Raw genomic sequence first — 24209 nt, forward strand, 5'->3', positions numbered from 1 at the left:
GATGACGCGCGACCGGTTCCACAGCGCGCGCCTGCTCGCCTTGCTGCTTCCGCTGGCGCTGCTCGGCGGCGCGCTCGCCTTCCAATATGTCGGCAAGCTCTACCCGTGCGAGATGTGCTGGTGGCAACGCTATCCGCACATCGCCGCGATTCCGCTGGCGGCACTCGCCTTCGTCGTCCCCGGGCGCCCGGCGCGCGCGACTTTGGTCGCGCTGGCGGCGGTGGCGATCCTGCTCAGCGGGCTGATCGGTCTCTACCATGCCGGGGTCGAATATCATTGGTGGGCGGGCGTCACCGCCTGCACCTCGACCGTGGCGGGCGCGATCACGCTCGACAGCATCATGGCCGCGCCGATCATCCGCTGCGACGTCGCGCAATGGACTGTGTTCGGTGTTTCGCTCGCCGGCTTCAACGCGCTCTTTTCGATCGGCGGGGCAATCGCCATCTTTGCCCTGATGCGAGGAAGACGGACATGATGACCTGGAAGCCCGGCGACCCCAAGCGCGCGACCGCGTCGATGGTGCGCGTCGACCAAGCCGGCGAATTCGGCGCGACGCGGATCTATGCTGGGCAGCTCGCCGTGCTCGGCGATCGCAGCCCCGCGGCGCGCGCGATCGCCGGCATGGCCAATCAGGAAGAGCGGCACCGCGCCTTCTTCGACGCGATGATGGCCGAGCGTTCGGTGCGCCCGACCCTGCTCCATCCGATCTGGAGTGTCGCCGGCTTCGCGCTTGGTGTGGTCACCGCGGCGCTCGGTCCCGACGCGGCGATGGCGTGCACCGCCGCGGTCGAGACCGAGATCGACAAGCATTATGAAGAGCAACTCGTCGTGCTCGGCGAGAGCGATCCCGAACTGTCCGACGCGATTCGCGACTTCCAGGCCGAGGAGGTCGAGCATCGCGAGACCGCGCTCGCCGCGGGGGCCGAGAATACGCCGGGATATCCATTGCTCAGCGGGATGATCCGGCTGGGCTGCAAGGTCGCGATCGCGACCGCGAAACGCATTTGACGGGAGACAGGATCATGCAGAACCTGACGACGAAGGCCCTGCTCGCGGCGGTCATGGCGAGCGGCATCGCAGCGCTCGGCGGAGCACCCGCGCCGCTGGCAGCGCAGGCCGTTAGCGCGCCGCCGCTGGTCATCTACGGCAAGGAAAAGTGCCCGACCGATTCGAACGGTAACGAGATCGTCGTCTGCGTGCGCCGCGCGCCGGGCGAGCAGTTCCGCATTCCCAAGGAATTGCGCGAATTGAAGGTCACGCCCGAGAATGAAAGCTGGGCGGCGAAGGGCGCGTCGAACGACCGGGTCGGCGCGAGCGGGATCGGCAGCTGCTCGACCGTCGGCCCAGGCGGCGCCTCGGGCTGCTTCGCGCAGGCCGGGCGCTTCTACAAGCGCGAGAAGCAGGATGCCAAGGCCGACCAGCGCGCGGTCGACGCAGCGCTGGTGCCGTGATCGCCTGAGCGGGGCGGGGGGATCGCATGACGACGCTGGCAGGGCACCGCACGGCCAAGGCGATCCCGTCGCTGCGCGCCGATGCCTATGAAAAGCTGCTGGCGATCGGTGCGAGCCTGTTGCTGGCGGCAATCCTCGTCGCGCTCGCCAAGGGCCATGCGCAGTGGGGCGCGGTCCCGCTGGTCATCTGGGGGCATCTCGCCACCGTGCTCGTCGCGCTCGTGCTGACCCCGGTGATGCTGCTGCGGCCACGCGGCGATGCGACGCACCGTGCGTTCGGCAAGCTGTGGGTCGCGGCGATGTTCCTGACCGCGGTCGAATCCTTCTTCGTGCGCTTCGCCAATGGCGGGCAGTTCAGCTTCATCCATATCATCTCGGCCTATGTCGTGATCGCCGCGCCGTTCATCTGGCTGAGCGCGCGGGCGCACCGCATCGCGTCGCATCGCCGTCAGGTGCGCGGCATGGTCACCGGCGCCTTGCTGATCGCCGGCTTCTTCACCTTGCCGCCGTTCCGGCTGCTCGGGCGCTGGCTGCTGTCCTGAGCGCCGCCGCCAAGACCGTTCGCGGGCCGCACGCGGTCGCGCTTTTGCTGTTCGCGCTCGTCTGGCTGTCGTGCGTGTGGTTCGGCTCGTTCGAGTTCAACCCGAACAATGCGACCCGGCTGTTCGGCGCGTTGTCGCTGGTCGAGCGCGGCGAGCCGACGATCGACCGCTATCAGACGCTGACGATCGACAAGGCGGAGTTCACCCACGGCGCGGTGACGCATTACTATATGGACAAGGCGCCGGGCATGACGCTGATGGCGGTGCCGGTGGTGGCGGCGACCAACTGGGTGACGGGCGCGCGCTCCTACGATCAGGTGATCGACATCACCAATCCCCGGCTCGCCGATTTTCTGCGCGTCCGGCTCGCGCTCGCGGTGGCGTGCGGGGCGGCGGTGCTGACGGCGTTTGCGGCGGTGCTGCTGCTCGATTTCGGCACCGGGATCACCGGCAGCCCGGCGGCGGGGCTGTTCGCCGCGCTCGGCTATGCGCTCGGCTCGATCGCGTGGGGCTGGTCGACGACGCTGTTTGGCCATGCGCCCGTCGCCGCGCTGTTGCTGATCGCGACCTGGGCGATCTGGCGCGGGACGTCGGGCGATCGCGAATTCGGGCGCTTGCGCTATCCGCTGATGGCCGGCGCGGCGCTCGGCTGGGCGGTGGCGATCGAATTTCCCGCAGCGCTCGGCGGCATCGCGATCGGGTTATGGGCGCTGTGGCGCAGCCGCATGGCGCCGTGGCCGGTGCGGCGGCGGCTCTATGGCTGCGCGGTGGCGGCGGCGATCGTCGCGCTGCTGCCGATGCTCGCCTACAACCAGTTCGCCTTCGGTACGCCGTTCCGGACGGGCTATCAGGGCGTGGTCGGTTTTGCCGGCATGAACCAGGGGCTGTTCGGGCTGACCTACCCCAAGCCGAACGCGCTGTTCGGGATCACGCTCGGCACGCGGCGCGGGCTGCTGTGGGTCGCGCCGGTGCTCGTGCTCGGGCTGCTCGGGCTGGGGCGCCTGATCCTCGTGCGCCGGACGCGCGATCTCGGGCTGCTCGCGGTCGCCGTCATCGCGATCGTGCTGTCGGTCAATGCGTCCTACGCTTATTGGGATGGCGGCGCCTCGACCGGTCCGCGCCATTCGGTACCGGCGATCCCGTTCCTCGCGCTCGGGCTGGCGCCGGCCTGGGCGTGGCTGCGGTGGCGCGCGGCGAAGATCGCGGCGATCGCGCTGCTCGGCGTGTCGATGCTGATCAACCTCGTCATCGCGGCGACCGACATCTTCGCGCCCGAGCAGATGGCGACGCCGGTATGGACGCGCAACTTCGTCGGGCTGTTCGCGCACGGCAAGCTCAACACGCTGCCGAACCTCTATTGGGGGCTGAAGCCGTGGGGCGGTTTCGCGCTCTATCTCGATTTCGCGCTGCCGATGCTCGGGCTGCTGGCGTGGTGGACGATTCGCGCCGAGCGGGCGGGCTCAGTATAAGCGGCCGCCGTTGGGGATGGGCAAGTTGGGCTGGACGAGCACGACTTCGCCCTTCTCGTCGGGAAAGCCGAGCGTCAGCACTTCGGACATCATCGGGCCGATCTGACGCGGCGGGAAGTTGACCACTGCCGCGACCTGCTGGCCGGGCAACTGCTCGAGCGTATAGCGCGCGGTGATCTGCGCCGAGGAGCGCTTGATGCCGATCTCGGGGCCGAAATCGATCGTCAGGCGGAACGCGGGCTTGCGCGCCTGCGGGAAAGGCAATGCCTCGACGATCGTCCCGACACGGATGTCGAGCTTAAGGAAATCGTCGAAGGTGACCTGCTCAGAAATCGACATCGTCATAATGTTTCGGCGCCATGATGCCCTCCATCCGTTCGGACAGCAGGGGACGGAAGCTCGGGCGGCTCTTGAAGCCGCGATACCATTTCGCGGTCTGCTCGTGGTTGCGCCAGTCGATCCCGCCGAGATAATCGGCGACCGAGATCTGCGCGGCGGCGGCGAGATCGGCGAGGCTCATCGTCGCGCCGGCCATCCAATTGTGATGGTCGAGCAGATAATCGGTATAATCGAGATGGCGCACCGCCGCCTTCATCGCATCGCGCAGCCGCTTCGAATCGGGCGGCTCCTTGGTGACGAGGCGCTTTTCCATCCGCTCGTGGAGCAAGGGCGCGACTATGTCGGCGAAGAATTGCGAATCGAACCAAGCGACGAGCCGGCGGATCTCGGCGCGGTTGACCGCGGTGCCGTTGATCATCGCATTCTTCTCGACCGTCTCCTCGAGATATTCGCAGATCGCCATCGAATCCATCAGGCGGATGCCGCGCTGCGGATCGGTCATCACCGGCACCTGGCCGGCGGGGTTCATGTCGAGGAATTCGTCGCGCTGCTCCCACGGATTTTCGCGCACGAGCTCGCACCCCACCCCCTTTTCACCAAGGAGCAGCCGGACTTTACGTGAGAACGGGCAGAGCGGGAATTGATAGAGTTGCCACATATCCGCTTGGTAGAACGCGCCAGCCGGGAGGGGAAGGCGTCACGCGACATTGTCCTCGCGCGAAAGCGGCGGCTCAGCGGACCGCGTCGACTTCGCTCTGGGTCAGCGCGATCGCGGCGCGCAGGCGTTCGGTGGTGCGCTTGAGCTCGGCGCTTAGGCTGGCGAGGTCGCGTGCGGCCTGGCCGGTGGCGGCGACTGCGCTGCGCGTCTGCGCGTGGAGGTCGCGGCGATAATCGGGGCGGCTGCGCGCGGCGAGATCGCCGAGCGTATCCTCGGGGCGAATATTGGCGCGCTGGTCGGTGAGCTTGGCGAGCGGGCCAACATGCGTCTGGAGCAGCGCGTCGGCATATTGATCGACCGTCGTCGCGATGATTTCCTGGACGAGCGGGCTCGACAGCAAGGCGCCGACCTGCGCTGCATCGGGCAGCGGTCGCGGCGGTGGCGCGCTGTCATTGGCGAAAGCGGGGGTGGCCACGCCGAGGGCCAGCAAACCGAGCAGAATCACACGCATCATCAACCCTCGAACGCCCCCGATCGAGTTTGACGGGTAGCACGATTCGGGGCGTTTTGTCGACAACCCTCCTTCGTCACCCCGGCACGAGGCCGGGGTGACGGGAAGGGGGCTTATTCCGCCGCGACCTGCTCCTCGCGATCGTCGAGCGGATGGCTCAGCCGCGTCAGCATTTCCTTCGGCACCACCTGCCAGAAGCGATCCACCACACGCCCCCAATCGTCGAGCAACGCACCCGACCATTTCGAATCGGTCGCGGCGTGGTGCGCGCGGACGAGGCCGAGCAGCACTGCTTCCCAATGCAGCGACGACAGCCGGTTCCAGGTGATGTTCTCGGGGTTGGCGCGGCGTGCGAAGCTGCCGTCGGCGTCGTAGACGAACGCCATCCCGCCGGTCATCCCCGCGCCGAAGTTCGCGCCGACGGGGCCGAGCACCACCGCGGTGCCGCCGGTCATATATTCGCACCCGTTCGCGCCGCAGCCCTCGACCACGACGGTCGCGCCCGAATTGCGCACCGCGAAGCGCTCGCCCGCTTGCCCTGCGGCATACAGGCTGCCCGAGGTTGCGCCGTACAGCACGGTGTTGCCGATGATCGTGTTGTCCTGCGATGCGAGCGGCGAGCTCACCACCGGGCGCACCGCGATGATGCCGCCCGACAGACCCTTGCCGACATAGTCGTTGGCATCGCCGAACACTTCGAGCGTGATGCCCTTGCACAGGAACGCGCCGAGGCTCTGCCCGGCCGAGCCGCGCAAGCGGACATGGACATGCCCGTCGGCGAGCGCCGACATGCCGAAGGTCCGCGTGATCTCGCTCGACAGTCGCGTACCGACCGCGCGGTGCGTGTTGCGCACCGAATAGGTCAGTTGCATCTTCTCGCGCCGGCTGAACACCGCCGCGGCATCCTTGATGATCTGCGCGTCGAGGCTGTCGGGCACTTCGTTGCGGCGACCCGTAAGGCTGAAGCGGCGCTGATCGTCGGGCGCATCGACCTTGGCGAGGATCGGGTTGAGATCGAGATCGTCGAGATGCTCGGCACCACGGCTGACCTGGCGGAGGAGTTCGGTCCGGCCGATCACTTCGTCGAGGCTGCGGAAACCGAGCCGGGCGAGGATGTCGCGGACTTCCTCGGCGATGAAGGTCATCAAATTGATGACCTTCTCAGGGCTGCCGCTGAACTTGGCGCGGAGCTTCTCGTCCTGCGTGCAGACGCCGACCGGGCAGGTGTTCGAATGGCACTGCCGCACCATGATGCAGCCCATCGCGACGAGCGACAGCGTGCCGATGCCGAATTCCTCGGCGCCGAGGATCGCGGCGATGACGATGTCGCGCCCGGTCTTGAGCCCGCCATCGGTCCGCAGCTTGATGCGACCGCGCAGGCCGTTGAGCGTCAGCGTCTGGTTGACCTCGGACAGCCCCATTTCCCACGGCGTGCCGGCATATTTGATGCTGGTCTGCGGGGAAGCGCCGGTGCCGCCGACATGGCCGGCGATCAGGATCACGTCGGCATGCGCCTTGGCGACGCCCGCCGCGACGGTGCCGATCCCGGCCGAGGAGACCAGCTTCACGCACACCCGCGCGATCGGGTTGATCTGCTTGAGGTCGTAGATGAGCTGCGCGAGATCCTCGATCGAATAGATGTCGTGATGCGGCGGCGGCGAGATCAGCGTTACGCCGGGCGTCGCATGACGCAGCTTGGCGATGAACTCGGTCACCTTGAAGCCGGGCAGCTGCCCGCCCTCGCCGGGCTTGGCGCCCTGCGCGACCTTGATTTCGATCTCGTCGCAGGCGTTGAGATATTCCGCCGTCACGCCGAAGCGGCCGCTCGCGATCTGCTTGACGCCGGAGTTGGCGTTGTCGCCGTTCGCATAGGGTTGGTAGCGCGCCTTGTCCTCGCCGCCTTCGCCCGACACCGCCTTGGCGCCGATCCGGTTCATCGCGATCGCCAGCGTCTCATGCGCCTCCGGGGAGAGCGCGCCCAAGGACATGCCCGGCGTCACGAAGCGCTTGCGGATCTCGGTGATCGCCTCGACCTGATCGACCGGCACGCCCTCGGCGGGGAAGTTGAACTGCAGCAGGTCGCGCAGATAGACCGGCGGCAACGCCTCCACGCCGCGCGAGAATTGCAAATAGGTCGAGTAGCTGTCGGTCGCGACCGAGTTCTGCAGCAAGTGCATCAGCTGCGCCGAATAGGCATGCGTCTCGCCGGTGTGGCGCTGGCGATAGAAGCCGCCGATCGGCAGCGTCGCGACGCCCTCGTCGAACGCCTTGTCATGTCGCAGCTGCGCGTTGAGATGGAGCGAGGCGTAACCCTCGCCCGAAATCTTCGCGGGCATCCCCGGGAACAGATCGTTGACCAGCGCACGGCTCAAGCCCACCGCCTCGAAATTGTAGCCGCCACGATAAGAGGAGATCACCGCGATCCCCATCTTCGAGATGATCTTGAGCAGACCCTCCTCGACCGCATGGCGATGCCGCGCGAGGCATTCCTCGAGGCTCAGTTCGCCGAACAGCCCGCGGGCATGGCGATCGGCGATCGACGCCTCGGCGAGATAGGCGTGGACGGTGGTCGCGCCGACGCCGATCAGCACCGCATAATAATGCGTATCGAGGCATTCGGCGGTCTGGACGTTGATGCTGGCGTAGGAGCGCAGGCCCATCCGCACGAGATGCGTGTGGACCGCCGCGGCCGCGAGCACGCCGGCGATGCCGATCCGGTCGGGGCCGATGTTGCGATCGGTCAGGAACAGCTCGCTATGCCCCTGGCGCACTGCGGTGACCGCCTCGGCGCGGATCCGCGCGATCGCGGCGCGCAGCGTCTCGGGGCCGCCACCGGCCTCGAAGGTGCAGTCGATCTCGGCCGCCTGGCTGCCGAAATGCGCCTTGAGCTTCGCCCACGCCGCGCCGTCGAGCACTGGCGATTCGAGCACGAGCACGCCATCGCGCCGGTCCTCGGTGTCGAGGATGTTGGCGAGGTTGCCGAAGCGCGTCTTGAGCGACATCACATGACGTTCGCGCAATGGGTCGATCGGCGGGTTGGTGACCTGGCTGAAATTCTGCCGGAAGAACTGGCTGATCAGCCGCGGCTTGTCCGAGATGACGGCGAGCGGGGTATCGTCGCCCATCGAGCCGATCGCTTCCTTGGCGCCCTCGACCATCGGCGCGAGGATCAGCTCCATATCCTCGAGCGTCTGGCCGGCAGCGACCTGGCGCCGCGTCAGATCGGCGCGGTCGAAGCGCGTGACCGGATCGCCGCCGGGCAGCGGCAGGTCTTCGATGCTGGTGAACTCGCCGATCATCGCGGCATAATCATGCTCGCCCGAGATCCGGTCCTTCACCGCGCGGTCGTGCAGCAGCACGCCCTCGTCGAGATCGATCGCGATCATCTGGCCCGGCCCGAGCCGACCCTTCTCGATCACGGTCGATTCGGGAACGACGACCATCCCGCTCTCCGACCCGACGATCAGCAAACCATCGATCGTGCGGACATAGCGCAGCGGGCGCAGCGCGTTGCGGTCCATGCCGGCAACCGCCCAGCGGCCGTCGGTCATCGCCAGTGCTGCGGGGCCGTCCCACGGCTCCATCACGCTCGCGAGATACTGGTACATCGCCAGATGTTCGGCGGGCATGTCGATCGACTCGGCCATCGCCTCGGGGACGAGCATCAGCTTGGCGGTCGGCGCATCGCGGCCCGAGCGGCAGATCGCCTCGAACACCGCGTCGAGCGCTGCCGTGTCCGATGCGCCCGCCGGGATCACCGGCTTGATGTCTTCGCTATGCTCACCGAAGGCGAGGCTCGCCATGCGGATCTCGTGGCTGAGCATCCAGTTCTTGTTGCCGCGGATCGTGTTGATCTCGCCATTGTGCGCGAGCGTACGGAACGGTTGCGCCAGCCACCATTGCGGGAAGGTGTTGGTCGAATAGCGCTGATGGAAGATCGCGACGCGGCTCTCGAAGCGCGTGTCGCGCAGGTCGGGGTAGAAAATCGACAGCGATTCGGCGAGGAACAGCCCCTTGTAGATGATCGAGCGGCACGACAGGCTACAGATGTAGAAGCCCTGGATCTGCGCCTCGATCACGCGCTTCTCGATCCGGCGGCGCACCAGATAGAGGTTCTTCTCGAACTCGGCGTAGCTCGCATCCTCGGGCAGCGGCCCGGCGATCATGATCTGCTCGATCTCGGGGCGCGTGGCCAAGCCCTTCTGGCCGATCACCGACACGTCGACCGGCACCTGGCGCCAGCCATAGATGGTGTAGCCCTCGTCGATGATGATGCTCTCGACGATCGTGCGGCACGCTTCCTGCGCGCCGAGATCGGTGCGCGGCAGGAAGATCATGCCGACCGCGAGGCGGTTGGGGAGCGGGCGATGGCCCGACGCGGCGATCGCATCGTCGAAGAATTTGAGCGGCAGGTCGATGTGCAGCCCGGCGCCGTCGCCGGTCTTGCCGTCGGCATCGACCGCGCCGCGGTGCCACACCGCCTTCAACGCATCGATCGCCGACTGGACGACTCGGCGCGATGGCGTTCCGTCGGTCGCGGCGACGAGGCCGACGCCGCAGGCATCGCCTTCGAATTCGGGGCGGTACATGCCGTGCTCGGCGAGATAGGCGTGCTGGTCGGTCATGATGTGCCCTTGGGGTTCTGCAGCTTGCTCTCGTTGGTGCCCAGCGCCTTGGCCAGGCGCGCTTTTTCCGTCGGGCTCAGCTCTTCTATCTTTCGCGGCGGCGGGAGCGCCGCAGTCGCCTTCTTGGCGGCCTCAAGGAAATGCGGCATCTGCTGCATCATCTTGGGCATGAGACCCTTCATCGTATTCATGACCGCAGGATCGGTCATGATCGTCGTGGCGGATGCGGCATATTTGGTGCCGGTTGGCGTCGCGAAATAGCGATCGAGATCTACCAATTCGTCACGCGAGAAGCGGCTCGCATACGCCGTCGCCATCCCTTCGCGGAGCTCGGGTTCCATTGTCGTGAAGAAGTCGCCCATCGCGCCGAACATCGCGTGCATCGTCAGTTCCTGACGCTCTTCCCAATGCGGGTCGTAGATCGCCATGACCTCCGAGAGATCGACCTTGTCGAGCTTCTGCGCTTCCGCAGCGTTCATGCCACCGATCTGCGCGAGCTGGGCGAGCGGCATCGACTTTATCGCCCCGCCAAAGCTCCCCATCATGGCGTCCATCGAGGTGGACATGAGCTTCTTGTAGATGCCGGGGGGCAGGAGCCGTGCCGCCACCCGACGCGCGACCGCCAACCGGGCTGGATCGACGGGGGCGGCGGCCTGCGTGCCGGCCGGGACTGTGGCTGTTGGCGCGCCTTGGGCAATGGCCGGTGACGCCGCCAGGGCTACCGAAACCGCTGCGATACGACCGTATCTCATGCCGCCTTCCTCTCCGCCGTCGCCTTCGCCTTGAGATAGCGGTGCATGCTCGCCGCGACATCCCGCCCGTCGCGGATCGCCCAGACGACCAGGCTCGCCCCGCGGACGATGTCGCCCGCCGCGAACACGCCGTCGAGCGAGGTCATCAGCGTCTTGTTGTCGACCAGCACCGTGCCCCAGCGCGTCACGCCGAGTTCGGGTGCGTCGAACAGCTTGGGCAAATCCTCGGCGTCGAAGCCGAGCGCCTTGATGACGAGATTGGCTTCGAGGTCGAACCCGCCCTCGGGATCGATCTCGGGCGCGCGGCGGCCCGACGCGTCGGGCGCGCCGAGCCGCATGCCGCTCGCCTTGACGCCGCTGACCGCGCCGTCGCCGACGAAGCTTTCGGGCGCCGAGAGCCAGACGAACTCGACGCCTTCCTCCTCGGCATTGGTCACCTCGCGCTGCGAGCCCGGCATGTTGGCGCGGTCGCGGCGGTAGAGGCACTTCACCGAGGCGGCATCCTGGCGGATCGCGGTGCGCACGCAGTCCATCGCGGTATCGCCGCCGCCGATCACGACGACATGCTTGCCGCGCGCATCGAGGCCGCCGTCGTCGAACGCGGGCACCGCGTCGCCAAAGCCCTTGCGGTTCGAGGCGGTGAGGAAGGCGAGCGCATCGACCACGCCGTCGGCCTCGACTCCGGGCGCCTTGATCGCGCGCGCGCGATAGACGCCGGTCGCGATCAGCACCGCGTCATGGCGGCGGCGCAATTCTTCCATCGTCGCGTCGCGGCCGACCTCGAAGCCTTCGTGGAAGACGATGCCGCCCGCCTTCAACCGCTCGACCCGGCGCATCACGACGGGCTTTTCGAGCTTGAAGCCCGGGATGCCATAGGTCAGCAACCCGCCGGCGCGGTCGTAGCGATCGTACACATGGACGTCGTAGCCGTTGCCGCGCAAATATTCTGCGGCGCTCAAGCCGGCCGGGCCGGCGCCGATCACGCCGACCGATTGTCCGCGGGCACGACCCGGGACGAGCGGCTCGACCCACCCTTCGGCCCAGGCTGTGTCGGTGATGAACTTCTCGACCGATCCGATCGTCACCGCGCCATGGCCGGAGAATTCGATCACGCAATTGCCCTCGCACAACCGGTCCTGCGGGCAGATCCGGCCGCAAATCTCGGGCATGGTCGAGGTCGCGTTGCTCAGCTCATAGGCCTCGCGCAGCCGCCCCTCGGCGGTCAGGCGCAGCCAGTCGGGGATGTGGTTGTGCAGCGGGCAATGCACCGAGCAATAGGGCACACCGCATTGCGAGCAGCGCCCGGCCTGCTCTTCGGCATCGGGAACGGCATAGCGCTCGGCGATCTCGCGAAAATCCTCGGCGCGAAGCTCGGGCTCGCGCTTGGCGGGGTAGACTTGCTCGCGATCGACGAACTTCAGCAGCGACGTGTCAGCCATATGCACACCCTTTCGAAGGCGGACCTATCGCTGCTTTTCATGATTGTCATGAGGAAATCGCAATATAGGTCAGCAATGCTACCCTACTTTATCGCATATGATTACGCTCACGAGACGTTCGGTCGATTGTCCTTCAATGATAGGTCCGAAACGGTATTAAATCGAGAGCAGCCAGATCAGCGCCGCACTCCCGGCGACGATTCGATACCAGGCAAACGGCTCGAACCCGAATCGCGTCACAACGCCGACGAACCATTTCACCACCAGCAATGCGACGACGAAGGCGACGATGAAGCCTAGCCCGATCGCGCCGAGCCCGACGCCCTGTCCGCTCAGCAATTCGTGCCGGTTCTTGACCAGTTCGAGCGTCGTCGCGCCGAGCATCGTCGGGATGGCGAGGAAGAAGCTGAACTCGGCCGCGGTCCGCCGCTCCACCCCGAGCGCCAGCGCGCCGAGGATCGTCGCGCCCGAGCGGCTGACGCCCGGCACCATCGCGAGGCATTGCAGGCAGCCGATGCCGACCACCTTCGCCAGCGGGATGTCGGCGACGCCGGCAATGTCGCCCTTGGGGGCGAGGCGCTCGACGACGATGATCGCGATCCCGCCGATCACCAGCGCGACCGACACCACCACCGCATTGCCGAGCAGCGCCTCGATCTGCTTGTGAATCGCCAGCCCGACGATCGCCGCCGGCGTGAAGGCGACGAGGATGTTGCGCACGAAGCGGAGCGACACCGGATTGAGCCGCAGCAGCCCCATGCCGACCGCCCAGAAGGTCCGCCAATAGAGCACGACGATCGCGAGGATCGCGCCGAGCTGGATCACGATGTTGAACACTTCCCAGCGCGACGCTTCGTAGCCGAGCAGCTTGGTCGCCAGGATGAGATGCCCGGTCGAGGAGACGGGCAGGAATTCGGTCACCCCCTCGACGATGCCGAGCAGGATGATGCTGATGATGTCGCCCACGAAATTCCCCCTTCAAACGGCGCGCCGGCAGTGTCGGCCCGGCGATCAGGCCGCCGCCGGCACCGCGAAGCGTCCGCCCTTGCGGTAGCGCACCAGCCAGCCCGGCGCCACCGCGTCGAGCGGGGTGGGGGTGATGCCGAGCAGCGCCAGGCCGTCGCTCCCCGAGACGACATTGTCGTGCGCCAGCATCCGCCACTGGTCCTGCGTGATCGGTGCGCCGGGCAGGAAGCCGACCGATGCGATCGCGCCGCCGATCGCGTCGGGCAGTTCGAGCAGCTTGGGGCTGCGGTTGGTCGCGGTGGCGATCCAGCGGATCAGTCCGCCCATCGACAGCACGTCGGGGCCGCCGAGCTCGAGCGTCTTGCCCGCGGCGGTCGCGCGATCGGCCAGCGCCGCGACGACGGATGCGGCGACGTCGCCGACATAGACCGGCTGGAATTTGGTGCCGGTCCGCAGCACCGGCACGACCGGCGCCTTGGCGATCATCGCGGCGAAGCGATTGACGAACTGGTCCTCGCGCCCGAACACGATCGACGGCCGCAGGATCGTCGCGCTCGGGAAGGCGGCGCGCACTGCGGCCTCGCCGTCGCCCTTCGAGCGACCATAAGCCGAATCCGACTGCGGATCGGCGCCGATCGCCGAGACATGCACCAGCGCGCCGACACCGGCGCGTGCGGCGGCCTCCGCGACGATCCGCGCGCCCTCGACCTGGACCTTGCGGAAATCGCCGCTGAGGATGCCGACCAAGTTCACCACCGCATCCGACCCGGCGATCGCGCGCGCCACCGAATCGGGCTTGGTGATGTCGGTCGCAGCGAACTGGATCTGCCCGAGGCCGCCGAGCGTCTTGAGAAAAAACGCCTGGCGCGGGTCGCGCTGTGCGATTCGCACACGCGCGCCGCTCTCGAGCAGGCTTTGCGCGACATAGCGGCCGAGAAACCCTCCGCCGCCGATCAGCGTAATCAGTGTGTTCTTCATGGGTGCGCGCCTCGTGCCAGCCGTCGGTAATCGTCGCGCAAGCCTTTGCCGAGCAACGCCTGTGTTGACAAGGCCGACTCCGCTCCCCTAAGGCCCGCGACCTACCCCGTGCCCGGATGGCGGAATTGGTAGACGCACCAGCTTCAGGTGCTGGCGCTCGCAAGGGCGTGGAGGTTCGAGTCCTCTTCCGGGCACCAGGTACCCCTCAGGGGGTACCACAGCTTCTCCAAAGGCTTAAAGCCGCGGTTTTCTGCCATAGACTGGCTCTGGAAGACCCGCTGTGTGTCCTTGCATCCCTGACCGATGTTGGCATCAGTGTTGGTACTTCCGGATACCAGTACCAGGAGATACCAAAATGGCTCTCACGGCATTGGAAGGTCGATCCGCAAAGGGCGGGGAGCGTCCGTACAAAGTTGGCGGCCCAGGCGGCCTCTACGGCTTCGAGGTCCGGCTGATTCCACCGGGCCTATGTGAAGCCGTGCGTTAAGCGGCATAAGAACGATGCGGTCGATGCCGGATATCAAAGCGTTTGCGCTGACAGCGGCTGACAGGAAATAACGTTCGGCTGTTAGCGGCGATGCCAAACCATCACCATTCCCGCAATGCGCCATCCGGCCCGCGCCATGCCGGGTTGCGCCAGCGATGCGGTGCCTTGGCGGCGATGCGCACCGCGGCCTCGTCTATCTCGATGCCGAGGCCGGGAGTTTGCGGAATCGACAGCGTTCCCGCCTCGATCGCGAAGACTTCCGGGTTGCGGATCAATGTCGCAAGATCCTGGTCGGCTGCGTTGTAATGGATGCCCAGCGACATCTCCTGGATGACGAAATTGGGGGAGACCGCCGCGACGTGCAGGCACGACGCCAGCGCAAGCGGACCGATCGGCGAATGCGGGGCAAATCCGACGTCGTAGGTTTCCGCCATCGCGGCGATCCGGCGTGTTTCGGAGATACCGCCGGCGTGCGACAGATCGGGCTGGATCAGGTCGAGACAGCCCGCTTCGAGAAACGGCCGGAAATCCCAGCGGCTGTAAAGCCGCTCGCCCATCGCGATCGGGACGCTGGTATGGTGCGCGAGTTGCTGAAGCGCGGTGATATGTTCGCCCAGCAACACTTCCTCGGCGAACATCGGGCGGACCGCTTCGATCGCGCGAAGCGCGCTGCGCGCCATCGGCTTGTGCATCCGGCCGTGGAAGTCGACGCCTACCTCGATGCCGCACGCCTTGACCATCGCGATCCGCTCGACGAGTGAGTCGATCTGCCGATGGTTTTCGAGCCAGCCCATGGCTTCGACCGCGTTCATCTTGACCGCGGTAAAGCCCTGGTCGCGCCGCAGCGCCGCACCCGCCGCAACATCTTCCGAACGGTCGCCGCCGATCCACGAATAGACCGCGATCCGGTCGCGGACGCGGCCACCGAGCAACTGATAGACCGGAACGCCGAGCCGGCGCCCCTTGATGTCCCAAAGCGCCTGATCGATGCCGGCGATCGCCGAAAGTAGGACCGGGCCGCCACGATAGAAACCGAGCCGGTGCAGCATCTGCCACGCATCCTCGATGCGATCCGGATCGTGGCCGATCAACCGGTCGCGCGCGGCGTCGAGGCTGCCCAGCACGGCCTCGGCATGCCCCTCGAGCGTCGCCTCGCCCCAGCCGACCAGCCCTTGTCGCGTCTCGATGCGGACGAAGACCCAGCGCGGCGGAACGGCGAAGAACTCCATCGAGCCGATCGTATCGGGCGCGTGCGTCGCGACCGATGGCTGGATGTCCGATATCGTCAAGTATACCTCCAATGCGAGACTGCGCATGTCCAGCGGGACGGATCCTGGCCGGGCTCGTGCTGCCCGGCCAGGATCGACGGTTAGAATTTGAAGCGCGCGCCCAATGTGAAATAGCGACCGATCACATCGGCATAGGGCAGCGCCGGATAGCGCAAGCCGATGCTGCCGCCCGAATAGATCGTCTGGAAGATGCCGCCCTGCGTATCGAGCAGATTGCTGATGTTGAGGAAGGTCGTGACCTTGCCGCCGCCGACCTTCCAGTCATAGCTGAGGTTGAGATCGGTCTGCCAATAGGCCGGCACGTCCGGGATCGCATAGACCGTGCCCGGTACAGCGGACTGTTTTGCCTTAGAGATGAAGCGCTGCAGGACATTGAAGCTGAACGGACCCGTCTGATAATCGACGAACAGATTGACCTTGTCGCGCGGAACGCCGCTCAACCCCGATTCGATCGCACCGGCGGTGTTGTAGGCAGCAGAGCCGGGCAAGGCCTGCGTCGTATAGACCGGCTGGTGCGACCAGAGCAGTCGGGTCGAAAGATTGCCCGGCAGACCGAGTGGGGCGAGGTTGCTGGCATAATTCAGTTCGACATCGAAGCCGCGCGTCGAGATCTGCGCCAGATTTTGATTGATCGCGTAGCGCAAAGTTGGGAAATTGGCCGGGGACGTGCTGTTGTAGCTGATCGGCCGGACGAGATAGCTGCAATAGGGCGAGGACCCGTTCGATGCGAGGCATAGCGACTGGATGGTCGGATCGTCGCCGTAGACGACGCCGATCGCATCCTCCACCTTGATGCTGAAATAGTCGAACGAGGCGCTGAAACCGCGCAGCGCCTGCGGCGTCAGGACGATGCCGGCGGTCGTGTTGTACGCGATCTCGGGCCGCAATCGCGGATTGCCGCCTCCGACGGTGTTGACGGTCCCGGCCACGCCGGTGAGCGGGTCGCTGATGCCCGATCCGCTTATCACCTGTTGCTGGTAGAGATCCCACAGCGTCGGTGCGCGGAAGTCGCGCGACCGGGTGCCGCGCAGCCGGAGGTCGCTCGAGACTTTCCATTCAAGTCCGAGCTTCCATGTGTCTGCAGAAAAGGACGATTTGGTGCTGTTGCCCGATGCGGAATAAGAGGCGTGGCGGTACGCGCCATTGAACGACAGGTTGCGTACGAACGGCAGGTCCTTGAGGAGCGGAATGTTCGCCTCGACGCTGCCTTCGTAAATGTCCTCCTGCCCGCTGCCAGCGCCCTGGACCTCCTTGAAATAGGCGAGCGTTCCCCCGGGATAGGAGCCTGCGGCGGCGTTGCCCGCGGCGCCGAGCCGCAGGTTGGCGGGATTGAACGTGTCATTGGGGGTCGTCGTCGTCACGTCGAGTGATGCGTGCCGGAACTCGCCGCCGAGCGCGACCTTGACCGGCCCCGCCCAATTTTCGAAGAGCGTTCCCGTCACGTTCGCTCCGGCATCCTCGAGCTTGCTCTTCGCGGTCCACGACGTGTCGTCGAAAATGAAATCGCGCGCGGCCTGCGAGGTGTTGCCCTGACCGAACACGTTGAGCGGCGCGCATCCGGGAAAGGCGCTCGGCGCATAGAGGCTGACGTTGCAGACGACCGTACCGCTTCGCGGGTCGCGCACCGCGTCGAGCGCAGCGTAGAAATTGGCGGTGTTGACGTTGTTTTCGGTCGTATTCTTGGTGCGCGTGTCGCCATGCGTGAAATGCGCATCCCATTTCAAATCGCCGAGCAGATTGCCCTTGAGCCCTGCCGTGAAGGCATCGGCGCGGGTCTCGGTCTTCAGCCCGAGCTGGCTCATCAGATCATTGTCAAAGCGATTGAGGTTGAAGCTCGACGTCCCGCTCGCCGTCAGCGCCGCCTGTTGCGCGCCGGGCAGGAAGGCGTTCCCGCTATAGATCGTGATCGGATAGCTGCCATCGGTGTTGGTATAGATCTGGTTGCGCGCAAAGGCGCGGTTCGACGAATAGCGTCCCTCGACATAGCCCTCGATCCCGCCGCCGAAATCATAATCGAACCGCGCAAAGGCCTGCGCGCTGCGGAAATCCGGGATCACATATTGATTGTGCGTATAGCCGCCATCGCCGCCGATGCTGACGTTCGCGGTATTGGTGGGCGCGCCGGGGTTGAAGGCGACGAGCTGCCCGCTGTTGTTGAACATCTGCCCGGCGATCGGGCCGCTCGTGACGAGGCCGCCCGGAGCGGTGTTGCTCTGCCGTCCATTCAGCGCCAGCGTGTAAGGCGAGGCCGCCGTTCCGGCGCCGAGAACGACCGAACCGTCGCTGCCGCGCGGCCGATCGGCGTCGTCATGAACGCCGTCCCGGCTGTAATATTCGGCACTCGCCTCGAAGTGACCGCGGTCGCCGACCTTCGTGCCGAACGCAAGACCGCCGCGCACCTGCTTGGCATCGCCATAGCCAGAAACGCCGCCCTGGATGAGCCCTTTGAGACCGGTGAACTTCGTATCGGTGATGAAGTTCACGACACCTGCGACGGCATCCGAACCATAGACCGCCGAGGCGCCGCCGGTGACGGTTTCGACGCGCTGAATGAGCATCTGCGGCAGCGTGTTGGTATCGACGGTGGTGTCGAAGAAGGTGCCGGGGACGCGGTTGCCATCCTGCAGGATCAGCGTGCGGATCGGCGTCAGCCCGCGCAGATCGAGGAAATTACCCGGCGAATTGTAGCCGCGACCGTTCGAGTAGGAGACCGAATTCTGCGAGCTGCCATTGGCGTTGAAGGCCGGCAGCTTGGCAAGCGCGTCCGGAATGCTCGTCGGCGTCGTCGCCTGCAATTGCTCGGCCGACACGATGGTGACGGGCGTCGGCTGGCCGTTGCCGTTCTTCAGGCGCGATCCGGTGACGACGATGTCGCCGACAGGCGCCTGCTCGGACTGCGCTGCAATCGCCGGTGGAGCCGCCTCAGCCTGTTGGGCAGCTGCGGGTGATCCAGCGGCAAGCGCAATGGCGGATGCGGCACAGAGCAGCGCGAGTTTCATGGTGTCCCCTCCCTCGAGTCGTCTTATTCCTTAAAAAGTATGATAATATAATCCGTGGCGCAAGTCCGTCTGTTTGGAATGCGGGCGTTTTTGCGTTTCGGTCTGCCGCCCGCGTCGCAAACCGCTACCCCGCGCGCGCGCGGCCATGTAAACGGATGGACAGGACCGAACCCACCGAGAGCGCCTTTGATAGATACCGCACCACGCCCCGACGCTTCCGGTCGAAAAACCGGCACGATCACTGCGCACATCGTTCATGAGATCGGCCGCGCGATCGTCACGCAATATTATTCCGAATCGATCGCCTTTCCCGTCGAGGCGGAGATCGCCCGCCAATATGGGGCGAGCCGATCGATCGTTCGCGAAGCCGTCAAGATGTTGGCCGCCAAAGGCCTGGTCCGCTCGCGGCAGCGCGCGGGCACGGCGGTTCAGCCCGAAAGCGAATGGAATTTGCTCGACACCGACGTCCTCAAATGGCTGCTGGAACGCGATTTTTCGATCGATCTGCTGATCGAGTTCACCGACATCCGCATGGCGATCGAACCGCGCGCCGCATCGCTCGCGGCGAGTTATGCGTCCGGCGCACAGCGTCGCGACATCATGCAGGCGACCAGCCGGATGTTCGCGGCCGAGAAAGGCGAGGACGATGCGCTGGAGGCCGACATCGCGTTTCACACCGCCGTGCTCAATGCCAGCAACAACCGCTTCCTCCGCCAGTTCACGGATCTGTCCGAGACAACGTTGCGCTTCAGCATTCGCCGGACCAACGCCTATGCCGGCGTCGCGCGTGCCAGCGCCTCCGATCATCAGCGCGTCGCCAAGGCGATCGTCGAAGGCGATCCGGTCACGGCGGGGCAGTTGATGAATGCGCTCATCCAGGGCGCACTTGATCTCCTGCTCGCGGCGGGTGGCCATCCGGCTCGCTAGGATAGGCATTGACGGCCCTGCATAAAGTATGACTTTAGGGCAAGGTCGGTCCAATGTTGCCGACCGGGAGGATGCAATGATGAAACGGTTCGTGGCGCCTGTGTGGCTGGCGTTGCTGGCGACGCCCGCGGTGTCGCAACAGGTCGTGCAGGCCGATGCGAGTGCCCCGATCGATCCGGTCAAGACCGGCTTTCTGCAGCTCGGCACCGCGACCTCCCCGCGCGGCGATACGCTCGACGTGAACGACCGCTATCTCACGCTCAATCACCGTCCCTGGCTGCCGGTGATGGGCGAGATCCACTTCGTGCGTCTCCCGCGCGACGAGTGGCGCGCCGAACTGCTGAAGATGAAGGCATCGGGCGTCGACATCGTCGCGACCTATCTCTTCTGGAACTACCATGAAGCCACGCAGGGCCAGTTCGACTGGAGCGGCGATCGCGACGTCCGCGCCTTCGTCAAACTGGCGGACGAGATCGGGCTCAAGGTCCTGATCCGGCTCGGCCCCTGGGCGCATGGCGAGGCGCGCTTCGGTGGCATCCCCGACTGGGTCGTGCGCACCACACCGACGCGCGGCAGCGACCCGACCTATCTGCAGTTCGTCGACCGCTATTGGGGCGAGATCGGCCGGCAGCTTCAGGGCGAGTTGTGGAAGGACGGCGGCCCGATCATCGGCGTGCAACTGGAGAATGAGTATAATCTGACGGGTGCGCTCGAGGGCCGTCGTCATATCGCCGACCTCAAGGCGATCGCGCTCAAGCACGGCTTCGACGTGCCCTTCTACACCGTGACCGGTTGGGACGGCACGATCTACCCCGCGCGCGCGGTCACGCCGGTGTTCGGGGGCTATCCCGACGAGCCATGGGGGACGACGGTTGACAAACTGCCGCCGAAGGAAACCTATGCCTTCCGCTTCGACAGCCGGGTCAGCGGCAATCTCGGTGCGCAGACGCAGGGCGCATCGGGCGATGCGGAGCGCGATACGCGCCAGACCCCGTTTCTAGGCGCCGAATATGGCGCGGGCGTCCCGACCATGTACCGCCGCCGTCCGGTGATCCAGCCCGACGATATCGCGGCCATGCTGCCGGTCCAATTGGGCTCGGGCGTCAACCTGTACGGATACTACATGTATCACGGCGGTCGCAATCTGGTGAACGGTACGACGCTCGAGGAGAGCACCGCGATCGGCGGGTTCAACGATCTCCCTGCGATCGAATATGATTTCCAGGCGCCCTACGGCGAATATGGCGAAGCCAATCCGGTGGTGGATTATCTGCGGCCGTTCCACGCCTTCCTGCACAGCTATGGCGCGCTGCTGGCGCCCATGACCGTGCGCCGCCCCGCCGCCATACCGAGCGGGAATGACGATCTGCGGACGCTGCGATGGTCGGTCCGCGCCGCGGGCAGTTCGGCCTTCGTGTTCGTCAACACCCATGTGCGTCAATATCGCATGGCACCGCAGGCGCCGACGCAATTCGCCGTCAAGCTCGGATCGCGCGACGTCGTCTTCCCGTCGCTGCCCGTCGCGATCCCGAGCGGCGCCTATTTCATCTGGCCGATCGGGCTCGATCTCGGAGGCAGCGTGCTCGACTGGGCATCGGCACAGCCGGTCACGCGGCTCGATACGGCCGAGGGGCCGGTGCATGTCTTCGCGGCGACCGACGGCATCGTCCCCGAATTCGCCTTCGCGCGCGGGACACTGGTCCGCGGCGGCCAGGCGCGGGACGTGGGCGATGCGACCGTCGTCACGGTCACACGGCCGGGAACCGATGCCGTGTTGCGCATCACCGGGAAAGACGGCGTCCAGATCCGCATCCTCGTGCTGTCGCAGGACCAGTCGCGGCATCTTTCGCGCATAAGTCTTGCCGGGAAAGAGCATCTCCTGTTCAGCCGCGCCGAGCTGGTCGAGGACGGACAGCGGCTCGCCTTGACCTCGGTGGGCGATCCGCACTTTGCGCTTTCGCTGTGGCCGGCGCTTCCCGGCGGCGCGCATGGTACTCTGGCGCTGGCGCGCGCGGGGATGGACGGGATGTTCACGCGCTATACGGCGACGGCGCCCCTGCGGACGATGTCGGTCACCTTCCGGCGCACGCGGGCCCCCGGCGTGGCGCCCCCCATTGCCTTCGGTGGCAATGCGAAGGCCGCGATCGAACCCTATCCCGAAATCATCGCCAATACCGCAGGAAGCTGGTCGCTCGACCTGCCGCATGCCGATCTTGCCGGGCTCGATGACGCCACGCTCTCGCTCGGCTGGGTCGGCGATATTGGGCGGCTGTATCGCGGCACCGAGCTGGTCGACGACCGCTTCTTCGACGGGCGAAACTGGCGCATCGGCCTCAAGCGGATCCTGTCGCAGGGTGCGGGGCCGCTATCGCTGCGGATCTTGCCGCTACGCAGCGATGCGCCGATCTATCTCGACGCGGCGCTCCGGCCCAAGCCGGGCCCGGATGGCCAGCGCGCCGACCTGCTGACCGCCGCGATCGAGCCGCGCTATCGGCTGGAGATTTCCGTCGCGACCGCCGCTCAATGATGCCGCACGCACGCTGAGATCGCACCGCCCGGGGCCCCTGACGAGGACTGCCCGGCGCCATCAATAAAGGAAATTGCACCGATGGTGACGCGAACTGTCCTGATCACCGGCGGCCTGGGCGGCATCGGGCTCGCCACGGCGCACGCTTTCGCCAAGGAGCGATCCTGCATCGCCCTGGTCGATTCCCGGGCTGACGATGGCGTGGTGTGCGACGCCTTGCGGAGTGCCGGTGCGGAAGATGTCGTCAGTCTCGTCGCCGACGTGTCCGACGAGGCGGCCGTCGCACGCAGCGTGGCGCAGACGCTCGACCGTTTCACCAGCCTCGACGTGATCGTCAACGTCGCGGGCACGATGATCTACCGGCCGATCGCCGAGCTGAGCGCGACCGACTGGCGGCGGCTGCTCGACATCAACTTCGTCGGCGCCGCGCTCTATACCGGGCATGCGCTGCGAGAGATGAAGACGGGCGGCTGCGTGATCAACATCGCTTCGGTCCATGCGCGGCGCACGACCCCGCTGGTCGCGCCCTACGCAGCAGCGAAGGCAGCGCTCGTCAGCCTCACGCGATCCGCGGCGATCGAGGGGAAGCCGCTCGGGATCCGCGTCAATGCGATCCTCCCGGGCGCGATCGATACCCCCATGCTGCGCGAGAGCCCCGCGATCAAATCCGGCGCCGAAGTGGTGCACGCCGATGACATCGGACAGCCCGAGGACATTGCGGCGCTTGCCTGTTTCCTGGCTTCCGCGGCGGCCGGCTTCATCACCGGTGAGGATGTCGTCGCCGACGGCGGACGCATGGGAAGACTATAATGCACGGCGCTCATCTCGAAACGGGCGGGCAAAGCGCCGCCGTCCCTGCTGGCGCTTCGGGCGCGGTCTGGCTGTGCTCGGCGGTGTCGGCGCTGGGCGGGTTGATGTTCGGTTACGACTGGGTCGTGATCGGGGGCGCCAAGCCCTTCTACGAAGCGAGCTTCCACATCACCGCGCCGACCAGCCAGGCCTGGGCGGTGAGCTGTGCGCTGATCGGCTGCCTGATCGGCGCGATGGGGTCTGGTGCGCTCAGCGAGCGCTTCGGCCGGAAACCCGCGCTCGTCGTTGCGGCCGTCATCTTTGCCGTCTCCTCGCTCGGCACCGCACTCACCGGGAGTTTTGGCGGCTTCGTCGCCTGGCGCGTCATTGGCGGTGTCGCGATCGGGATGGCATCGGGGCTTTCGCCTTTGTACATCGCCGAGATCGCCCCGGCGGGAAGCCGCGGGAGGCTCGTCTGCCTCAACCAGATCGCGGTCGTGCTCGGCATTCTCGGAGCGCAGATCGTCAATTTGCTGATCGCGCATCCCGTCGCGGCGGGCGCGACGCTGCCCGAGATCGCGCAGTCCTGGAACGGGCAATATGGCTGGCGCTGGATGTTCGCGGCGGCGGCGGTTCCCGCGGTCGCCTTTACGCTCGGCTGCTTCCTGATCCCGGAGAGCCCCCGCTGGCTCGCCAAGCGCGGCCGGTGGGAGGCGAGCGAACGCGTGCTGATGCGCTTTGGCGGCGCCGACTATGCGCGCGAGTCGATCGCCGACATCCGCCGCGCGCTCGACGCCGCGCCCGGGCAGAGCCTCCGCGCGGTGCTGCGGCAGGTGCGCTTCCGCCGCGTCATCGTCACCGGCATCGGGCTTGCGGTTCTCCAGCAGTGGTGCGGCATCAACGTGATCTTCAACTATGCGCAGGAGATTTTCGCGTCGGCGGGCTATGCGGTGTCCGACACGCTCTTGAACATCGTCATTACCGGCGTGGTCAATTGCGTCGCCACGCTGCTCGCGCTCGTGACGATCGAGCGCTGGGGTCGCCGACGGTTGCTGCTGATCGGCTGCGCCGGTCTCGCCGCCATCTATACGCTGCTAGGCGCCAGCTACCTGCTCGGCCTGCAGGGGTGGCCGCTGCTGCTGCTCGTCGTGGCAGCGATCGCCTGTTACGGAATGACGCTCGCGCCGGTGACATGGGTGGCGCTGTCCGAAATCTTCCCCGGCGAGGCGCGCGGCGCGAGCATGGCAGTGGCGACGAGCGCCTTGTGGTCGGCATGTTTCCTGCTCACCTACAGCTTTCCGGTGTTGAACGCCGTCGCCGGAACGGGACGGACCTTCTGGCTCTACGCCGTCATCTGCGTCGTTGGGTTCGTCTTCATCTATGCGCGCTTGCCCGAAACGCGCGGCCGCTCGCTCGAAGAGATCGAACGGTCATGGGCCTGAGCGGCGACGACGTGCCGCA

At 66.3% G+C, this 24209-nt stretch carries 19 protein-coding genes and 1 tRNA gene; 10 read left to right on the plus strand and 10 right to left on the minus strand.

Annotated features, from left to right (window positions below; translation table 11 throughout):
* The first annotated feature begins 1 nt into the window (after position 1).
* From U1872_RS13450 to U1872_RS13470, 5 genes are read left to right on the plus strand one after another with little or no spacing between them, the layout of a single operon-like run.
* A complete protein-coding gene (locus tag U1872_RS13450) occupies positions 2-475 on the plus strand; it encodes a disulfide bond formation protein B (protein WP_332793401.1) in 474 nt (157 codons plus the stop codon).
* Positions 475-1008 (plus strand): demethoxyubiquinone hydroxylase family protein, encoded by a 534-nt coding sequence (locus U1872_RS13455; RefSeq protein WP_332793636.1) that lies wholly within the window; start codon positions 475-477, stop codon positions 1006-1008. The genes U1872_RS13450 and U1872_RS13455 overlap by 1 nt, the downstream gene beginning before the upstream one ends.
* A 14-nt stretch (positions 1009-1022) precedes the next feature.
* A complete protein-coding gene (locus U1872_RS13460; protein WP_332793402.1) occupies positions 1023-1451 on the plus strand; it encodes a hypothetical protein in 429 nt (142 codons plus the stop codon).
* 26 nt (positions 1452-1477) lie between these two features.
* A complete protein-coding gene (locus tag U1872_RS13465) occupies positions 1478-1993 on the plus strand; it encodes a DUF2306 domain-containing protein (RefSeq protein ID WP_332793403.1) in 516 nt (171 codons plus the stop codon).
* A 44-nt stretch (positions 1994-2037) separates the two neighbouring features.
* On the plus strand, positions 2038-3462 hold the full coding sequence (locus U1872_RS13470; protein ID WP_332793404.1) for a hypothetical protein: 1425 nt from the start codon (positions 2038-2040) through the stop codon (positions 3460-3462).
* Here the strand turns inward: U1872_RS13470 and U1872_RS13475 are convergent.
* The 8 genes from U1872_RS13475 to U1872_RS13510 form a co-directional block, all read right to left on the minus strand.
* A complete protein-coding gene (locus tag U1872_RS13475; protein ID WP_332793405.1) occupies positions 3454-3801 on the minus strand; it encodes a tRNA-binding protein in 348 nt (115 codons plus the stop codon). The two genes, U1872_RS13470 and U1872_RS13475, sit on opposite strands and share 9 nt — an antisense overlap.
* Positions 3788-4459, minus strand: coding sequence for a glutathione S-transferase family protein (locus U1872_RS13480; RefSeq protein ID WP_010185761.1), 672 nt, complete (start codon positions 4457-4459; stop codon positions 3788-3790). Before U1872_RS13480 ends, U1872_RS13475 begins: the two co-directional genes overlap by 14 nt.
* A gap of 73 nt (positions 4460-4532) precedes the next feature.
* Positions 4533-4973 (minus strand): hypothetical protein, encoded by a 441-nt coding sequence (locus U1872_RS13485; RefSeq protein ID WP_332793406.1) that lies wholly within the window; start codon positions 4971-4973, stop codon positions 4533-4535.
* 110 nt (positions 4974-5083) lie between these two features.
* Entirely contained in the window at positions 5084-9595 is a 4512-nt protein-coding gene (gene gltB / locus U1872_RS13490) for a glutamate synthase large subunit (protein WP_332793407.1), read from the minus strand.
* Positions 9592-10347 carry a DUF2059 domain-containing protein gene (locus U1872_RS13495; protein WP_332793408.1) on the minus strand — a complete coding sequence of 252 codons (756 nt, stop codon included), beginning with the start codon at positions 10345-10347 and terminating at the stop codon, positions 9592-9594. The genes gltB and U1872_RS13495 overlap by 4 nt, the downstream gene beginning before the upstream one ends.
* Positions 10344-11786 carry an NAD(P)-dependent oxidoreductase gene (locus U1872_RS13500; protein WP_332793409.1) on the minus strand — a complete coding sequence of 481 codons (1443 nt, stop codon included), beginning with the start codon at positions 11784-11786 and terminating at the stop codon, positions 10344-10346. The genes U1872_RS13495 and U1872_RS13500 overlap by 4 nt, the downstream gene beginning before the upstream one ends.
* A 156-nt stretch (positions 11787-11942) precedes the next feature.
* Positions 11943-12752, minus strand: coding sequence for an undecaprenyl-diphosphate phosphatase (locus U1872_RS13505; RefSeq protein ID WP_332793410.1), 810 nt, complete (start codon positions 12750-12752; stop codon positions 11943-11945).
* A gap of 45 nt (positions 12753-12797) precedes the next feature.
* Positions 12798-13730: a complex I NDUFA9 subunit family protein gene (locus tag U1872_RS13510; RefSeq protein ID WP_332793411.1), complete on the minus strand. Its 933-nt coding sequence runs from the start codon at positions 13728-13730 to the stop codon at positions 12798-12800.
* Positions 13731-13840: 110 nt separating this feature from the next.
* Here U1872_RS13510 and U1872_RS13515 point away from each other — a divergent pair.
* A tRNA-Leu gene (locus U1872_RS13515) sits at positions 13841-13927 on the plus strand.
* Between the two features lie 391 nt (positions 13928-14318).
* Here U1872_RS13515 and dgoD read toward each other — a convergent pair.
* Entirely contained in the window at positions 14319-15506 is a 1188-nt protein-coding gene (gene dgoD / locus U1872_RS13520; protein ID WP_332793412.1) for a galactonate dehydratase, read from the minus strand.
* Between the two features lie 80 nt (positions 15507-15586).
* Positions 15587-18505 (minus strand): TonB-dependent receptor plug domain-containing protein, encoded by a 2919-nt coding sequence (locus U1872_RS13525; RefSeq protein WP_332793413.1) that lies wholly within the window; start codon positions 18503-18505, stop codon positions 15587-15589.
* 186 nt (positions 18506-18691) lie between these two features.
* On the opposite strand from U1872_RS13525, the gene U1872_RS13530 reads away from it, so the two are divergent.
* The 4 genes from U1872_RS13530 to U1872_RS13545 all read left to right on the plus strand — a co-directional run bounded on the left by U1872_RS13530 (position 18692) and on the right by U1872_RS13545 (position 24190).
* Complete coding sequence (locus tag U1872_RS13530) at positions 18692-19432, plus strand: FadR/GntR family transcriptional regulator (protein WP_332793414.1); 741 nt, start codon at positions 18692-18694, stop codon at positions 19430-19432.
* A gap of 76 nt (positions 19433-19508) precedes the next feature.
* Positions 19509-21959, plus strand: a complete 2451-nt coding sequence (locus U1872_RS13535) for a beta-galactosidase (protein WP_332793415.1) — start codon at positions 19509-19511, stop codon at positions 21957-21959.
* A gap of 81 nt (positions 21960-22040) precedes the next feature.
* On the plus strand, positions 22041-22769 hold the full coding sequence (locus U1872_RS13540) for an SDR family NAD(P)-dependent oxidoreductase (RefSeq protein WP_332793416.1): 729 nt from the start codon (positions 22041-22043) through the stop codon (positions 22767-22769).
* Entirely contained in the window at positions 22769-24190 is a 1422-nt protein-coding gene (locus tag U1872_RS13545; protein ID WP_332793417.1) for a sugar porter family MFS transporter, read from the plus strand. The genes U1872_RS13540 and U1872_RS13545 overlap by 1 nt, the downstream gene beginning before the upstream one ends.
* Positions 24191-24209: the final 19 nt, after the last annotated feature.

Source organism: Parasphingomonas frigoris, from assembly GCF_036663815.1.
Taxonomy (GTDB): domain Bacteria; phylum Pseudomonadota; class Alphaproteobacteria; order Sphingomonadales; family Sphingomonadaceae; genus Sphingomonas.

What these genes read in the sequence shown, in the direction of transcription:
- U1872_RS13450 (WP_332793401.1), top strand. Translation starts at nt 2, where the DNA reads ATGACGCGCGACCGGTTCCACAGCGCGCGCCTGCTCGCCTTGCTGCTT.
- U1872_RS13455 (WP_332793636.1), top strand. Translation starts at nt 475, where the DNA reads ATGACCTGGAAGCCCGGCGACCCCAAGCGCGCGACCGCGTCGATGGTG.
- U1872_RS13460 (WP_332793402.1), top strand. Translation starts at nt 1,023, where the DNA reads ATGCAGAACCTGACGACGAAGGCCCTGCTCGCGGCGGTCATGGCGAGC.
- U1872_RS13465 (WP_332793403.1), top strand. Translation starts at nt 1,478, where the DNA reads ATGACGACGCTGGCAGGGCACCGCACGGCCAAGGCGATCCCGTCGCTG.
- U1872_RS13475 (WP_332793405.1), bottom strand. Translation starts at nt 3,801, where the DNA reads ATGTCGATTTCTGAGCAGGTCACCTTCGACGATTTCCTTAAGCTCGAC.
- U1872_RS13480 (WP_010185761.1), bottom strand. Translation starts at nt 4,459, where the DNA reads ATGTGGCAACTCTATCAATTCCCGCTCTGCCCGTTCTCACGTAAAGTC.
- U1872_RS13485 (WP_332793406.1), bottom strand. Translation starts at nt 4,973, where the DNA reads ATGATGCGTGTGATTCTGCTCGGTTTGCTGGCCCTCGGCGTGGCCACC.
- gltB (WP_332793407.1), bottom strand. Translation starts at nt 9,595, where the DNA reads ATGACCGACCAGCACGCCTATCTCGCCGAGCACGGCATGTACCGCCCC.
- U1872_RS13495 (WP_332793408.1), bottom strand. Translation starts at nt 10,347, where the DNA reads ATGAGATACGGTCGTATCGCAGCGGTTTCGGTAGCCCTGGCGGCGTCA.
- U1872_RS13500 (WP_332793409.1), bottom strand. Translation starts at nt 11,786, where the DNA reads ATGGCTGACACGTCGCTGCTGAAGTTCGTCGATCGCGAGCAAGTCTAC.
- U1872_RS13510 (WP_332793411.1), bottom strand. Translation starts at nt 13,730, where the DNA reads ATGAAGAACACACTGATTACGCTGATCGGCGGCGGAGGGTTTCTCGGC.
- U1872_RS13525 (WP_332793413.1), bottom strand. Translation starts at nt 18,505, where the DNA reads ATGAAACTCGCGCTGCTCTGTGCCGCATCCGCCATTGCGCTTGCCGCT.
- U1872_RS13535 (WP_332793415.1), top strand. Translation starts at nt 19,509, where the DNA reads ATGATGAAACGGTTCGTGGCGCCTGTGTGGCTGGCGTTGCTGGCGACG.
- U1872_RS13540 (WP_332793416.1), top strand. Translation starts at nt 22,041, where the DNA reads ATGGTGACGCGAACTGTCCTGATCACCGGCGGCCTGGGCGGCATCGGG.
- U1872_RS13545 (WP_332793417.1), top strand. Translation starts at nt 22,769, where the DNA reads ATGCACGGCGCTCATCTCGAAACGGGCGGGCAAAGCGCCGCCGTCCCT.